This is a genomic window from Vibrio ponticus (assembly GCF_009938225.1).
Lineage (GTDB): Bacteria > Pseudomonadota > Gammaproteobacteria > Enterobacterales > Vibrionaceae > Vibrio > Vibrio ponticus.
The window spans coordinates 486,259-500,579 of the sequence record NZ_AP019657.1 but is presented as its reverse complement, the minus strand read 5'-3'; the positions used below and the strand labels follow the sequence as shown (position 1 = coordinate 500,579).

The following is a 14,321-nucleotide window of genomic DNA, read 5'->3' as shown; positions in this document are numbered from 1 at the left end:
ACTTAATGTACGCAAAAAATCATAACAAGAGCACACATCAGAGGAGAAAAATTGACTTTGTTAACGAACAGACGTACAAAAATGGCACACAAACATCCTGGATGGATTAAATAATAAACAAAGGAGATTGTTATGGCGGAAAAGAAAGCTACCCTTCATATTGAAGGTCAAGCGCCGGTCGAGCTGCCAATTATGGAAGGGACTATTGGTCCTGACGTAATTGATGTTCGCAAACTTGGGGCAACAGGCCACTTTACTTTTGACCCAGGTTTTCTTGCCACTGCATCTTGTGAATCTCAGATTACCTACATCGATGGCGGCAAAGGTGTACTACTGCACCGAGGCTTCCCTATCGATCAATTAGCGAATAACGCGGATTATTTGGAAGTCTGTTATATTCTTCTTTACGGTGAAGCCCCAACCCGTGAGCAATACGAGAAGTTCAAAACGACGGTAACTCGTCATACGATGGTGCATGAGCAGATTGCTAGCTTCTTCCACGGTTTCCGCCGTGATGCACACCCTATGGCGGTTATGTGTGGTGTGGTTGGTGCTCTAGCAGCTTTCTACCACGATTCACTTGATATCAACAATGACGTACACCGTGAGATCGCGGCTTATCGTCTGATTTCAAAAATGCCGACTCTGGCTGCCATGTGTTACAAGTACTCAATTGGTCAGCCATTTATCTACCCACGCAACGACCTAAACTACGCGGAAAACTTCCTACACATGATGTTTGCTAACCCATGTGAAGAATATGAAGTGAACCCTGTTGTTGCACGTGCAATGGATAAAATTTTCACACTACACGCAGACCACGAGCAAAACGCATCAACGTCAACAGTACGTCTGTCTGGTTCTTCTGGTGCTAACCCATTTGCATGTATTGCAGCGGGTATCGCATCACTGTGGGGACCTGCGCACGGCGGCGCTAACGAAGCGTGTCTGAAGATGCTGGAAGAAATCGGTAGTGTCGAAAACATTCCAGAGTTCGTTGAGCGTGCGAAAGACAAAGACGACCCATTCCGTCTAATGGGCTTTGGTCACCGCGTGTATAAGAACTATGACCCACGCGCAACCGTAATGCGTGAAGCATGTCATGAGGTTCTGACTGAGCTAAACATCCAAGATCCACTGCTAGATGTTGCAATGGAACTTGAGCGTATTGCTCTGTCTGACGAATACTTCGTATCGAAGAAACTGTACCCGAACGTAGACTTCTACTCAGGTATCATTCTGAAAGCGATCGGTATTCCAGTATCAATGTTTACTGTAATCTTTGCCATGTCTCGTACTATCGGCTGGATTGCACACTGGAACGAAATGCACAGCGACCCGACTAACCGTATCGGTCGTCCTCGTCAGCTATACACTGGTGAAGACCAGCGCGAGTTCCGCCCTCTACATGAGCGTGAATAGGCGATAGAGCATAGAAAAGCAAAGGGCTGCCGTGAAACGTCAGCCCTTTCTTTTTGGATGCGGGATGCGGGATGCGGGATGCGGGATGCGGGATGCGGGATGCGGGATGCGGGATGCGGGATGCGGGATATTTTGTCGTTTGGAGCACAAGTTGAGTCAATGATTTTTAGTAATCGAGAGTGAACATCAAACCTTACGCCCCTCAAGAGCGAGACACTTTATATATTTGTCATCCTCAAGAGCATAACCATACCCCTGTCATCCTCAAGAGCGAGGAACGAGCGAGTTGTGGATCTCGCTTTTACACAACAAAACAAGATTCCCTACTCGTGCTAACGCACTCTATAGAATGACAAACTTAAGCCAAGCACTCGATAAGACAAAGCCGGCCCATATTCCGTAAGGCGAAGCCTGTTCCCATATCCGTAAGCGAAGCATTTCGTAAGGCAAAGCCCGTCCCCGCATCCCGAAGCGCAGCGTTCCGTAGGATGAAGTCCGTTCCTTTTCCTCGTCCCTTTAAACCGGATTATCGATATCAATAAAGGTCACATCCAAGCCATGTTCGCTTGCTAGCCACTCACCAAGGGCTTTGATCCCGTAACGCTCAGTGGCGTGGTGCCCAGCAGCAAAGTAGTGAATATCCAGCTCGCGCGCACTGTAAGTCGTGCGTTCTGAGATCTCACCCGAAATAAATGCATCCAAACCATGTTGTGCAGCAAGCTCGATATAGTCTTGCCCGCCACCTGTGCACCAACCGACAGTTTCAATACGCTTTTCTGCGCTCTCAGGTGCGATATGGAGAGGCTTACGCTTTAATACTGTGTCAATACGTGCGGCAAACTCAGCGCCCGTTACAGGCTGTTTTAGACGACCATGCATCGCGACCGATTGAGGATGAGCTTCTAATCCACCTACTACTTCAATCTCGAGTAAACGCGCCAGTTCAGCGTTGTTCCCGAGTTCAGGATGAATGTCTAAAGGCAAGTGATAACCAAACAGGTTGATATCATGTTTAATCAAGGTACGAATACGTTTACCTTTCATGCCTCGAATCGGCTCTGGCTCGCCTTTCCAAAAATAACCGTGGTGAACCAATAGCGCATCAGCGCCAAGCTCTACCGCTTTATCAATCAGTGCTTGTGAAGCCGTCACACCTGTCACGATTTTTTTTATTTGTTCGCCACCTTCGACTTGTAGACCATTTGGACTGTAGTCCTTAATCAATTGTGGTGAGAGTTTTTCGTTAAGTATCTTTTCAAGTTGTAGATTATTCATCTTACTTTCCAGTATCCTGACTTTAGCGAAGTTATAACAACTTCATTCTCAATTGTCGAAACAAACCCGATACAAAATAGTGAGTAGATATGAGTGCCTTGGACGAGTTTTATCAATGGATTACCACCAGCCCAAACCTTATTGAGCACCATGATCTATTTTGCGATTTAACTACTCTAAATTCCCAGCCACTCGCCAACAATGCGGTATACAGCGGTAACCAACGTTTAGGGTTTATCTATCAACACTTATGCACTCAAGCTTTTGCCAACAGTGCTAACTATCAAGTGCTCGCAGAAGAGATCCAACTCTCTGAGCAAGGGCGAACGTTAGGTGCCATCGATCTCATCGTACGCAATAAACTCAAGCAAAAAAATGAACATTGGGAAGTGGCGGTAAAGTTCTATCTATTGCACAACGGTAATTGGTTTGGCCCGAATGCCCATGATCAGCTAGAGACAAAACTACCGCGCATGCTCAACCATCAGTTGGCGATGTCTACTACCGCGCAATTTCATCAGCAACACCCAGAATTAGAAGTGGCGACTCACCATCTGCTCATGCAAGGCAGGCTCTACATTAATCCATTTAATTCCGAGCCTACCCCAACCCACTGCTTAGAATACCCGCTAGATTCGAGCCAAATCAGCGGTTACTGGTGCCACTATTCTCAAGCCCACCAAATACAAGAAACGCTGTATGAACTGCCAAAAATCCGCTGGGCAACGGGTAAAACGCCTGACGCAACAATCATCAAGCCAAACCCAGAGCGCTTTATCCACGCCCAAACCGATAGTGGACAGTTTTGGTTTGTGGTGCCAGATGTGTGGCCGGGGCGGAACGCATAGCTTACGGAAAACGGAACGCTGCGCTCACGGAACGCGAGCTACGGAAAAGCAGAACAAGGGGCTCAGGGCTACGCCGCATGAAACCAACTGAAGAGCAAGATTCCCTACTCGCGCTAATGCGCTCTATGGAATGACAAAGTTTAATATTTCGCTCTATGGAATGACTATTTTAAAAATTGAACGTTGTTATTTTCCGTAAGTGAGGCAAAGCCGAACGTTCCGTCTTCCCAACTCCGTATTCCGCTTCCAAAAACAAAGAGCCGACTTTCGTCAGCTCTTCTCAATCAATGCTTAGCTTAAGCTTATAAACCAGCGTCTTTAAATACTTGATTGACGATCTCTTGCGCTTCTGCTTCGATCTGCTTTAGATGCTCAGCACCTTTGAAGCTCTCACAGTAGATCTTGTAGATATCTTCCGTGCCTGATGGACGCGCAGCGAACCAACCGTTAGCGGTGATAACTTTTAGACCGCCAATTGCTGCGCCATTACCTGGAGCGTGCGTTAGACGTGCAGTAATAACATCCCCCGCAAGTGTCTCTGCAGATACCATTTCTGGGCTCAGTTTCTTCAACACATCTTTCTGCGGACCGTTAGCTACCGCTTGAATACGGTTGTATTGAGACTCACCATGCTTGGCTGCTAGCTCTTCATAGTAGTCTTGTGGGTTTTTGCCCGTCACAGCGGTAATTTCAGCCGCTAACAAACATAGCAAGATACCATCTTTATCTGTTGACCATGGCGTGCCATCTTTACGTAGGAAAGAAGCGCCTGCGCTCTCTTCGCCGCCAAAACCGAATTTGCCGGTGTAAAGCCCATCGACAAACCACTTAAAGCCCACTGGTACTTCACACAGTTCGCGACCGAGATCAGCAACAACGCGGTCAATCAATGCACTTGAAACCAGTGTTTTACCCACTGCAACCTCTTGACCCCAGCCTTGACGATGGCGGTAGAGATAATCAATACACACAGCCAAGAAGTGGTTTGGGTTCATTAGACCTTTTGGCGTTACGATACCGTGACGGTCGTAATCTGGATCATTACCAAATGCCAAGTCATATTCGTCCTTAAGTGCTAATAGACCTGCCATTGCGTATGGAGAAGAACAATCCATGCGCACAACGCCATCTTTATCTAATGACATAAACTGGAAGCTAGGGTCGATCGCTTCACTGACTAAAGTCAGATCTAGATTGTAAGCCTGAGCGATTTGACGCCAGTAATCGATACCACTACCACCTAGTGGGTCAACACCAATTTTCAAGTTGGCTTTTTGAATCGCTTCCATATCGATCACGTTCACTAGATCATCGATATATGGCTTAACCAAGTCCACTTGCTTAAACAGCGGTGATGCTTTCGCTTCTGCCAATGGCATGCGTTTAACACCTTGCAGACCTTCTGCGATCAAAGCATTTGCACGATTTTCAATCGCTTTGGTCAACGCGTCTTCAGCCGGACCACCATGAGTTGGGTTGTATTTAATACCGCCGTCTTGAGGTGGGTTGTGCGATGGTGTGATCACGATACCATCAGCTTTATTAGCGTTAGCTAGGTTGTAAGTCAAAATTGCATGCGAGATACCCGGAGTCGGCGTATAGCCATTATCCTGCTGAGCAATCACTTCAACACCGTTGGCGATTAATACTTCTAGTACACTTGAAAATGCTGGCTCTGACAGTGCATGGGTATCTTTACCGACAAACAGAGGACCTTTTGTTCCTTGTTCAGCACGCACTTCTGCAATTGCTTGAGCAATAGCAAGAATATGATTTTCATTAAACGTCGTTTTATCAGCGCTACCACGGTGACCCGAAGTGCCGAACTCAACTTTATGAGCTGCGTTCGCAGAATCCGGTTGTAATAAGAAGTAATTGGAAACTAACGCTGGAATATTGTGCAGATCCTGTTGCTGGGCTTTCTGTCCAGCGCGCGGGTGCATAGCCATTTTGACATCCTTTCTAAATTAACAAGCCATAAAAAAGCCTCATAACACTGGGCAGTGATTATGAGGCTAGTAATTAGATTACTTAGATTGAGATAGCCACTTTCTCAATCAAGTCTGCTGGGAAGCTCATGCGTGACATCAGCTGCTCAACCATTTGTCTCTTACGACTAGTGTTGTTGTTAGTGATTACCCAGAAAGGTGATGCTGGGATCGCTTTAGGTTTAGTCGTATTACCGTTTGCTAGGAGTGTCTGTTCGTTGTCGGCAAAGTAAACACGTTTGCGACCTTTAACTTGAGTTGCTTCAGAGAAGCCCTCAGGATCGAGACGATGTAAAGTAGACAATACCATCATAAAACGATCGATCGCCTTTTTCAGACCAGCAAATTCATCAGAGATCAACAGAGAACGCATTTCTTTTACGCAATCTACCTGCACATCTTTTACTGCATCTTTGCTAACCACCAGACCTTGTGCAGCTTTGTTTCGTTGTGGAGCCTCAACCGGAGCATCTCCATCTACATTTAACAAACGGCGCAAAATATCCGAAGCACTCTCACCAATGTGTTGGGTTTGACTTGCGATATAACGGTATAGATCTTCATCTACCTCAATTGTTTTCATTCGCTTTTCACAATCTCTATGTTTAAACTCTGGGGCGATTATAGCGAGATCTTCTCTCAGACTCTACGTTAAACCAGTCACGAATAAGATAAAATGTCACAACTGCTCAACTACAAACTCGAAGGTGAGGGTCACACCATAGTCTTGATCCACGGATTATTTGGTAATCTCGATAATCTAGGTCTACTCGCCCGCAATTTAAAGCAAGATCATCAAGTGCTTAGCATTGATCTACGCAACCATGGGCTTTCATTCCACTCAGAGCAACACAGCTATCAAACTCAAGCCGAAGATGTCTGTCGACTTATTCAACATCTTAATCTTGATCGATTTACCCTAATTGGTCACTCAATGGGTGGCAAAGTTGCCATGAAAGTGGCTGAACAGCTTCACTCTGCGGTCGATAAGTTAGTCGTGCTGGATATTGCCCCAGTGAGCTACTCTGAGAATCGTCATGACAATGTGTTTGCTGGTCTGCTCGCCGTGGAAACCGCGAAACCTACCTCACGCAAACAAGCGTTGGACATTCTAGCGCAACATATTGAGATCGAGGGTGTCAGACAGTTTTTAGGTAAATCGCTCTATAAGAGTGATGAGCATTTGGCTTGGCGATTCAACGTGAGCAATCTGTTTAATAACTACCAAAACATCATGAGTTGGGAGCCACTGCAACCTGTCAATGTGCCGACTATGTTTGTCAAAGGAGCTAATTCAGACTATTTACTTGCCGAACATCAAGCGCAGATCCAAGCGCAATTTAGCCAAGCAAAAGCCCACATAATTGCTAACACTGGTCACTGGTTACATGCCGAGAAACCCGAGGAAGTCTTACGAATCATTCGTAAATTTATTGGATAAACGTAAAGTGAGAAGCTTCCACATTAACTTTGCAAGATAACAGTGGTATAGTGCAGCGCAAGTAAATTAGCATAAAGGGATATCATGCTTTACGACTACATGAACATGCTTGAGTCTATTGGTCTCGATCTATTGTTTGCCTCGATCTTTTTTCTGATTGGTATGGCAATTAAAGATGTACTTCACGCAGGCAATGTTCCGCCATTTGGTCGTAGAATAGTATGGTTGGTGCTGTTTCTTGGCTGTGCCGGATTTGTCGCAAAAGGACTGATCCAACTCAGTTGGGAAGGAACCGGTTTAGGCTAATCCACTTTTGATGCTAGTAAGTAGACAATTTTAAAGGTAACGAATCTATGGCAAGTGTAGGTATCTTCTTTGGTAGCGACACAGGTAACACTGAAGCTGTTGCAAAGATGATTCAAAAAGAACTAGGCAAGCAACTAGTTCACGTTCAAGACATTGCAAAAAGCAGCAAAGAAGACATCGATAATTTCGATCTTCTGCTTCTAGGTATCCCAACTTGGTACTACGGTGAAGCGCAGTGTGATTGGGATGACTTCTTCCCTGAACTTGAGCAAATCGACTTCTCTACTAAGCTTGTTGCTATCTTCGGTTGTGGTGACCAAGAAGACTACGCAGAGTACTTCTGTGATGCAATGGGCACGGTACGTGACATCGTTGAGTCAAAAGGCGGTACTATCCTTGGTAACACGTCTACTGAAAGCTACGAATTCGAAGCATCTAAAGCACTAGTTGAAGGTGACGACAGCCTATTCGTTGGTCTATGTATCGACGAAGATCGTCAACCAGAACTGACTGACGAGCGCGTAACTAACTGGTGTAAACAGATTTATGATGAGATGTGCCTAGCTGAACTAGAAGGCTAATCATCAAATCTGATAAAAACCTCCCTTGGGAGGTTTTTTTGTTTTAGAGCAGAGTAAAGTCATGCATTGACCCCACCATTGAGGGTATTTAGCTTCACGCCTGAGACTCAACTGCCTCACGGTACTTAGGCTTCTTACGCACATAGAGTTTACGCTCAACTTCAGCAACCACTTCGCCTCGTTCATCTTTAACGTGCACAATAAACTCAGGGAAAATCTTATCTCCCATCGCTGTATGTTGATAAATCTCATCTAACTGAGAAGCATGCAACTCAAAATCAGCATATAAGTCACCTTTACCCGGCTGAATAAAATTGATGCTCGCCTCTTTATCCCAGACATAATATTCCTCGCCTAAAATCCCCATTAACATCAAAGCATAAATAGGATCGGTGAGAGAAAATATGCTGCCTCCATATTGGGTTCGATTGGCATTTTTGTTCCACCAACGCAACTTCAACTTAACTTTTACCTGACGAAAATCAGCGCTAATTGAAACAATTTTTATGCCACTGCCCCAAAATGGTGGCCAAGAATTTAAGGCAAACTTTACAAAGCCTGGCTTGTAAACCTTTGAAAATAAAGAACTCATTACGAAAAGCATCCATGCTTGATATTGATTAAGTTAATAAATTGTAACTAATCTGACCAGTTTTATCCGTGACACCACACAACTTTGGCAAAAATATAAGTAACCCCTTGAACTTCGTGGTTTATTGTTAAGGTAACCTGCCCTATAATGGTAGGAATATTGAATTCTGTTAAACACTGCAGATCATCAACGGGAAAGTATATGTCAGACAATAACCAAGCGCTCAAGGATGCTGGTCTTAAGGTAACCCTACCAAGACTGAAGATTTTAGAAGTACTACAGCAACCTGACTGCCAACACATCAGTGCTGAAGATTTGTACAAAAAACTGATCGATCTAGGTGAAGAGATTGGCCTGGCGACAGTTTATCGCGTTTTAAACCAATTTGATGATGCAGGTATTGTAACTCGTCACCACTTTGAAGGTGGCAAGTCAGTATTTGAACTATCTACTCAACATCACCATGACCACTTAGTGTGTCTTGACTGTGGTGAAGTAATTGAGTTTTCAGACAGCGTTATCGAAGAGCGTCAACGTGAGATCGCAGCTAAGTACAATGTAACTCTTACTAACCACAGCCTTTACCTATATGGTAAATGTGGCGATGGTACGTGCAAAGATAATCCTGACGCACACAAAGCTAAGTAATAAAAGAGCGCCTTAAAGGCGCTTTTTTATTACCTAAAACATGGGTTAAAAACATGGGCTAAAAAAAATGCCAGTCATTTGACTGGCATTTTACTATTCTCAATCAGAGATTATTGAGCTTCAATCTTTGCCCAAGTATCACGTAGACCTACTGTACGGTTAAATACTAGCTTGTCTGCTGATGATTCTTTTGCGTCAGCACAGAAGTAGCCCATACGCTCGAACTGGTAACCTTTTTCCACTTCAGCAGAAGCTAGGCTTGGTTCAACAAAACCGTTCAGCACAACCAGTGAATCTGGGTTAATTGTTGCCGCAAAGTTATCTGCTGCCGCTGGGTTAGGTACAGTGAATAGGCGGTCGTATAGACGGATTTCAGCTGGTAGACCTTGATCTGCTGATACCCAGTGAATAACGCCTTTCACTTTACGACCGTCGGCTGGGTTCTTACCTAGCGTCTCTGCATCGTAGCTACAGAAGATAGTCGTGATATTACCTTCAGCATCTTTCTCGATACGCTCAGCTTTGATCACGTAAGCACCACGTAGGCGAACTTCTTTACCTAGCACTAGGCGCTTGTACTTCTTGTTGCCTTCTTCGCGGAAGTCTTCACGCTCGATCCATACTTCACGAGTAAATGGCACTGCGCGCTCACCCATCTCCGGTTTATTCGGGTGGTTAGCAACGGTTAGCGTTTCAACTTTACCTTCTTCGAAGTTCTCAATCACAATTTTCACTGGATCAAGTACCGCCATTGCACGTGGCGCGTTTTCGTTTAGGTCATCACGAATACAAGACTCTAGAGAGCTCATTTCGATCATGTTGTCTTGCTTAGTCACACCGATACGCTTACAGAACTCACGGATAGCCGCAGGCGTGAAACCACGACGGCGTAGACCAGAGATAGTTGGCATACGAGGGTCATCCCAACCGTTAACCAATTTCTCAGTCACTAGTTGGTTAAGCTTACGCTTAGACATTACCGTGTATTCTAGGTTTAGACGGCTAAATTCGTACTGACGTGGTTGGCAGTCGATAGTAATGTTATCTAACACCCAATCGTATAGACGACGGTTGTCTTGGAACTCAAGCGTACAGATAGAGTGCGTAATGCCCTCTAGTGCATCCGAAATACAGTGTGTGAAGTCGTACATTGGGTAAATGCACCACTTGTCACCTGTTTGGTGGTGAGAAGCGAAACGTACGCGGTATAGCACTGGATCGCGCATCACGATGAACGATGATGCCATGTCGATCTTCGCACGAAGACACGCTGTACCTTCTTCAAAGCCACCATCACGCATTTTTTCAAATAGCGCTAGGTTTTCTTCTACGCTGCGGTCACGGTATGGGCTTGGCTTACCTGGTTGAGTAAGTGTGCCACGGTACTCGCGAATCTGCTCAGGACTTAGCTCTTCAACATACGCTAAGCCTTTATTAATTAATTCCACGGCGTACTCGTATAGCTTGTCAAAGTAGTTTGATGAGTAACAAACTTCACCATCCCACTCAAAGCCTAACCAAGACACATCATTCTTAATTGACTCAACGTATTCTACGTCTTCTTTTTCTGGGTTAGTGTCGTCAAAACGTAAGTTACACTTACCCTGATAGTCCTGAGCAATACCAAAGTTTAGGCAAATTGACTTAGCGTGACCGATATGCAAGTAGCCGTTTGGCTCTGGCGGAAAACGAGTATGCACGCTTGTGTGTGTTCCATCTGCTAAATCTTTATCAATGATTTGGCGAATAAAATTCGATGGACGAGCTTCAGCTTCACTCATCTATAACACCTCAGATATTTAGTATTGTTCAGAGAAAAAAGGCTCTGAAACGTAAAATAGACTTTTCAGAGCATATAACGACTAATCATCCACAATTCTAGCCAAAGACACAACTAGATCTGAGCTAATATTGAGAAATAATCACTTGTGACTGTTGCTTATTTAACCAGCCTAAATTTTAAATGTGCGCAAACGCAAAAAAGCCTCCCGAAGGAGGCTTTTACACTGACATTCTAACTAGACGTTATTATGGAAGTTTTACATCAGATAGGTCTTCGTTAGCACCGATAGCTTTCATTTCGCCAGCGACGATTTCTGCTAGAGGACCAAGGATAACTTGTAGGTTGTTCTCACCTAGTTTCACTACACCTTTCGCACCAAGCTTCTTAAGAACATCTTCGTTAGCTACAGAGCGGTCTTTTAGAGTAAGACGTAGACGAGTGATACATGCATCAATTGAAGTTAGGTTGTCGTGACCACCTAGAGCTTTTAGGTATTGACGCGCTAGGTCGCCTTTTGCAGCGTCAGCTGCTGGTGCACCGGCTGTTGCTTCATCATCATCTTCACGACCAGGCGATTTTAGGTTGAACGCGCGGATAGCGAAGCTGAAAGTGAAGAAGTATAGAGCACCGAAACCAAGACCAATAACTAGAAGCATTAGCGGTTTAGTTGCTAGACCCCAGTTTAGTAGGAAGTCGATTAGACCTGCAGAGAAGCCAAAGCCGTGCAGAGTACCGAACATGTTAGCAACTACTAGAGATAGACCAGTAAATACTGCGTGCATTGCGTATAGTGCAGGCGCTAGGAATACGAACATGAATTCTAGCGGCTCAGTGATACCTGTTAGGAATGAACAGAATGCTACTGAGAATAGTGCACCACCAACTTGGCTGCGTTTTTCAGCTGGAGCTGCTAGGTACATAGCAAGAGCTGCACCTGGTAGACCAAACATCATTACAGGGAAGAAACCGTTCATGAATACGCCAGCAGATTTGTCACCACCGAAGAAGCGGTGTAGGTCGCCTGACTTGATAGTTTCAGTCACAGTGTTAACCGTTGCCGTGATTTCTGGCGTTACAGAGTTAACAAAGTTGAACGTGTATTCTTGACCAGCAACTAGAGTTTTCGCTAGAGCTGGGTCCACACATAGTTGTTTTAGGTTTGGAAGAGCTTCACCTGCTGCAGACGCTGCAGAGATTACGATCTCTTGACATGAACCCATACCGAACCAGAAGTAAGAGTTCAGTACATGGTGAAGACCTACAGGAATAAGTGCACGGTTAAGAGTACCGTATACGAATTGACCTACTGCGCCAGACGTTGAAACTGCGTGCGCTAGAGCGTCAAGACCACCTTGAATTGAAGGCCAAACAATGCCCATTACCGCACCAGCAACTAGCGCGAATAAACCAGACATAATAGGTACTAGACGTTTACCTGCGAAGAATGCTAGCCACTCAGGAAGACGAGTTTGGAAGAAAGCGTTGTATGAGTGACCTGCGATGATACCAGCGAAGATACCGCCGAAGAATGACATATTAACGCTTGCATCAACAGTCGTTGCTGTAGCAGTTAGTACAAAGTATGCAACTGCACCGGCTAGACCAGCAGCACCGTTACCGTCATTAGAAAGACCGATAGCGATACCTAGACCGAATAGTAGAGGCAGTTGAGAGAAGATTGCGTTACCTGCTTGTGCCATAAACGCAATGTCTAGTAGGTCAGGTTGACCCAAACGTAGTAGAAGCGCCGCAACAGGAAGCGTTGCGATAGGTAGCATAAGTGCTTTACCTAGCTTCTGTGCATATCCAAGAATATTCACCTTAAGTTCCCCCTATAGGATTTGTATTTTGGCCGAGCTACTTTTTTATGTTGCTCAATTTAGTCAAAGCCAGTTTATGCCATTAATTTTGCTCCGCAAATTAAAACCTTATCATTTGTGATCATAATCACCAGAAACAGGCTTACTGGAAGGTTTTTGCTAGCGAGATCATAAAACTTATTTTACAATTCAAAAAAATACCCAATAGCAGATATTATTCTTGCTATGTAGAGTGACTCATATCGTCGGTAAAGTCTGTTTGGTTAAGGCTTTATGCGTGATGATACAATTATAAATAAAGATAGATTTTTTTCGCGACGGAAAGCACGAAAGTGAAGCAAGAACAGGACAAAATCATCCTTTGCTAAAGATATTTTGCGGCCTAATTGAAGCTCACAAATTAAGTAGACAAGTGAGGAAATTTCCTTCGATTTGAGTGGCCATGAACCCCAGATTTCAACATATAAGGATTAGTTAATCATGTATGCGCTAACCAACTGTAAAGTTTATACAGGCAGCGATGTTCTCGTTGACCATGCTGTGATCATCAATGATGGTATTATCGAGTCTGTATGCCCAATCGCTGAGCTTGCAGCGGACATCGAAACCTATGATCTAAAAGGCGCGAACCTGAGCCCTGGCTTTATCGACCTGCAACTAAACGGTTGTGGCGGTGTCATGTTCAACGACGAAATCACGGCTGAAACTATTCAAATCATGCATGAAGCAAACCTAAAATCGGGTTGTACTAGCTTCTTGCCAACACTGATTACTTCATCTGATGAGAACATGCGCCAAGCTGTAGCAGCAGCTCGTGACTACCATGCACTGCATCAAAACCAATCTCTCGGTCTTCACCTAGAAGGTCCGTATCTTAACGTTGCAAAAAAAGGCATTCATAGCGTCGACTATATCCGTCCATCTGACGACAGCATGGTTGATTTTATGTGCGATAACGCAGATGTGATTACAAAAGTAACGCTTGCACCTGAACACAACGATCCTAAGCACATCGAACGCTTACGTGATGCAGGTATCGTAGTCTCTATCGGTCACACCAACGCAACCTACGCAGAAGCACGCCAAAGCTTTGAAAGTGGTATTACTTTTGCCACTCACCTATTCAACGCAATGACCCCGATGGTCGGTCGTGAGCCAGGTGTTGTGGGTGCCATTTATGATACGCCAGATGTGTATGCTGGTATCATCGCAGATGGCTTCCATGTCGATTATGCTAACATTCGAATCGCTCACAAAATTAAGGGTGAAAAATTAGTATTAGTGACCGATGCCACAGCTCCTGCAGGTGCTGAGATGGATTACTTTATTTTTGTAGGCAAGAAAGTATATTACCGAGATGGTAAGTGTGTTGATGAAAACGGCACATTGGGCGGCTCAGCGCTAACTATGATTGAAGCAGTTCAAAATACAGTTGAGCACGTCGGCATCGCATTGGATGAAGCACTACGCATGGCTACTTTGTATCCAGCAAAAGCAATCAAGGTTGATAACAAACTTGGTCGCATCAAAAAAGGTATGGTTGCAAACCTGACTGTTTTTGATCGTGACTTCACTATCCAAGCGAATATTGTTAACGGACAGTACGAGCAAGTGTAA

General features: G+C 44.7%; 13 protein-coding genes. 7 read left to right on the top strand and 6 right to left on the bottom strand.

Going from position 1 to position 14,321, the window contains the following annotated elements; genetic code table 11:
- Positions 1–132 precede the first annotated feature (132 nt).
- Complete coding sequence (locus GZN30_RS02205; RefSeq protein ID WP_075650508.1) at positions 133–1,422, top strand: citrate synthase; 1,290 nt, start codon at positions 133–135, stop codon at positions 1,420–1,422.
- A 516-nt stretch (positions 1,423–1,938) separates the two neighbouring features.
- Here GZN30_RS02205 and GZN30_RS02200 read toward each other — a convergent pair.
- The gene (locus GZN30_RS02200) at positions 1,939–2,697 is read right to left on the bottom strand and encodes a Nif3-like dinuclear metal center hexameric protein (RefSeq protein ID WP_075652176.1); all 759 of its coding nucleotides are present in this window, start codon (positions 2,695–2,697) and stop codon (positions 1,939–1,941) included.
- Positions 2,698–2,786: 89 nt separating this feature from the next.
- Here GZN30_RS02200 and GZN30_RS02195 point away from each other — a divergent pair, with 89 nt between their 5' ends.
- Positions 2,787–3,545, top strand: a complete 759-nt coding sequence (locus GZN30_RS02195) for a DUF1853 family protein (protein WP_075652177.1) — start codon at positions 2,787–2,789, stop codon at positions 3,543–3,545.
- A 302-nt stretch (positions 3,546–3,847) separates the two neighbouring features.
- On the opposite strand, the gene pgm is transcribed toward GZN30_RS02195, so the two are convergent.
- Both pgm and seqA read right to left on the bottom strand, forming a co-directional pair.
- Positions 3,848–5,494 (bottom strand): phosphoglucomutase (alpha-D-glucose-1,6-bisphosphate-dependent), encoded by a 1,647-nt coding sequence (gene pgm, locus GZN30_RS02190; protein ID WP_075652178.1) that lies wholly within the window; start codon positions 5,492–5,494, stop codon positions 3,848–3,850.
- An 82-nt stretch (positions 5,495–5,576) separates the two neighbouring features.
- Positions 5,577–6,116: a replication initiation negative regulator SeqA gene (gene seqA, locus GZN30_RS02185; RefSeq protein ID WP_075652179.1), complete on the bottom strand. Its 540-nt coding sequence runs from the start codon at positions 6,114–6,116 to the stop codon at positions 5,577–5,579.
- Between the two features lie 93 nt (positions 6,117–6,209).
- Between seqA and GZN30_RS02180 the strand changes: the two genes are divergently transcribed.
- From GZN30_RS02180 to fldA, 3 genes are all read left to right on the top strand, one after another.
- Positions 6,210–6,974 carry an alpha/beta fold hydrolase gene (locus tag GZN30_RS02180; RefSeq protein WP_075652180.1) on the top strand — a complete coding sequence of 255 codons (765 nt, stop codon included), beginning with the start codon at positions 6,210–6,212 and terminating at the stop codon, positions 6,972–6,974.
- Between the two features lie 84 nt (positions 6,975–7,058).
- Positions 7,059–7,280 carry a DUF2788 domain-containing protein gene (locus GZN30_RS02175; protein WP_075652181.1) on the top strand — a complete coding sequence of 74 codons (222 nt, stop codon included), beginning with the start codon at positions 7,059–7,061 and terminating at the stop codon, positions 7,278–7,280.
- A 47-nt stretch (positions 7,281–7,327) separates the two neighbouring features.
- Positions 7,328–7,861: a flavodoxin FldA gene (gene fldA, locus GZN30_RS02170; protein ID WP_075652182.1), complete on the top strand. Its 534-nt coding sequence runs from the start codon at positions 7,328–7,330 to the stop codon at positions 7,859–7,861.
- A gap of 94 nt (positions 7,862–7,955) precedes the next feature.
- On the opposite strand, the gene GZN30_RS02165 is transcribed toward fldA, so the two are convergent.
- Positions 7,956–8,453, bottom strand: coding sequence for a DUF4442 domain-containing protein (locus GZN30_RS02165; RefSeq protein WP_075652183.1), 498 nt, complete (start codon positions 8,451–8,453; stop codon positions 7,956–7,958).
- A gap of 201 nt (positions 8,454–8,654) precedes the next feature.
- Between GZN30_RS02165 and fcrX the strand changes: the two genes are divergently transcribed.
- Entirely contained in the window at positions 8,655–9,101 is a 447-nt protein-coding gene (gene fcrX / locus GZN30_RS02160; protein ID WP_075652184.1) for a ferric iron uptake transcriptional regulator FcrX, read from the top strand.
- Between the two features lie 110 nt (positions 9,102–9,211).
- Here fcrX and glnS read toward each other — a convergent pair whose 3' ends face one another.
- Together glnS and nagE are read right to left on the bottom strand one after the other, a co-directional pair.
- Positions 9,212–10,882 (bottom strand): glutamine--tRNA ligase, encoded by a 1,671-nt coding sequence (gene glnS, locus GZN30_RS02155; RefSeq protein ID WP_075652185.1) that lies wholly within the window; start codon positions 10,880–10,882, stop codon positions 9,212–9,214.
- Between the two features lie 247 nt (positions 10,883–11,129).
- Complete coding sequence (nagE, locus tag GZN30_RS02150) at positions 11,130–12,704, bottom strand: N-acetylglucosamine-specific PTS transporter subunit IIBC (RefSeq protein ID WP_075652186.1); 1,575 nt, start codon at positions 12,702–12,704, stop codon at positions 11,130–11,132.
- A 480-nt stretch (positions 12,705–13,184) separates the two neighbouring features.
- Between nagE and nagA the strand changes: the two genes are divergently transcribed.
- Entirely contained in the window at positions 13,185–14,321 is a 1,137-nt protein-coding gene (nagA, locus tag GZN30_RS02145; RefSeq protein WP_075652187.1) for an N-acetylglucosamine-6-phosphate deacetylase, read from the top strand.

Coding starts and splice junctions, on each gene's coding strand:
- GZN30_RS02180 (WP_075652180.1), top strand. CDS start 6,210: ATGTCACAACTGCTCAACTACAAACTCGAAGGTGAGGGTCACACCATA.
- pgm (WP_075652178.1), bottom strand. CDS start 5,494: ATGGCTATGCACCCGCGCGCTGGACAGAAAGCCCAGCAACAGGATCTG.
- GZN30_RS02195 (WP_075652177.1), top strand. CDS start 2,787: ATGAGTGCCTTGGACGAGTTTTATCAATGGATTACCACCAGCCCAAAC.
- glnS (WP_075652185.1), bottom strand. CDS start 10,882: ATGAGTGAAGCTGAAGCTCGTCCATCGAATTTTATTCGCCAAATCATT.
- GZN30_RS02165 (WP_075652183.1), bottom strand. CDS start 8,453: ATGAGTTCTTTATTTTCAAAGGTTTACAAGCCAGGCTTTGTAAAGTTT.
- fcrX (WP_075652184.1), top strand. CDS start 8,655: ATGTCAGACAATAACCAAGCGCTCAAGGATGCTGGTCTTAAGGTAACC.
- seqA (WP_075652179.1), bottom strand. CDS start 6,116: ATGAAAACAATTGAGGTAGATGAAGATCTATACCGTTATATCGCAAGT.
- GZN30_RS02200 (WP_075652176.1), bottom strand. CDS start 2,697: ATGAATAATCTACAACTTGAAAAGATACTTAACGAAAAACTCTCACCA.
- nagA (WP_075652187.1), top strand. CDS start 13,185: ATGTATGCGCTAACCAACTGTAAAGTTTATACAGGCAGCGATGTTCTC.
- fldA (WP_075652182.1), top strand. CDS start 7,328: ATGGCAAGTGTAGGTATCTTCTTTGGTAGCGACACAGGTAACACTGAA.
- GZN30_RS02205 (WP_075650508.1), top strand. CDS start 133: ATGGCGGAAAAGAAAGCTACCCTTCATATTGAAGGTCAAGCGCCGGTC.
- GZN30_RS02175 (WP_075652181.1), top strand. CDS start 7,059: ATGCTTTACGACTACATGAACATGCTTGAGTCTATTGGTCTCGATCTA.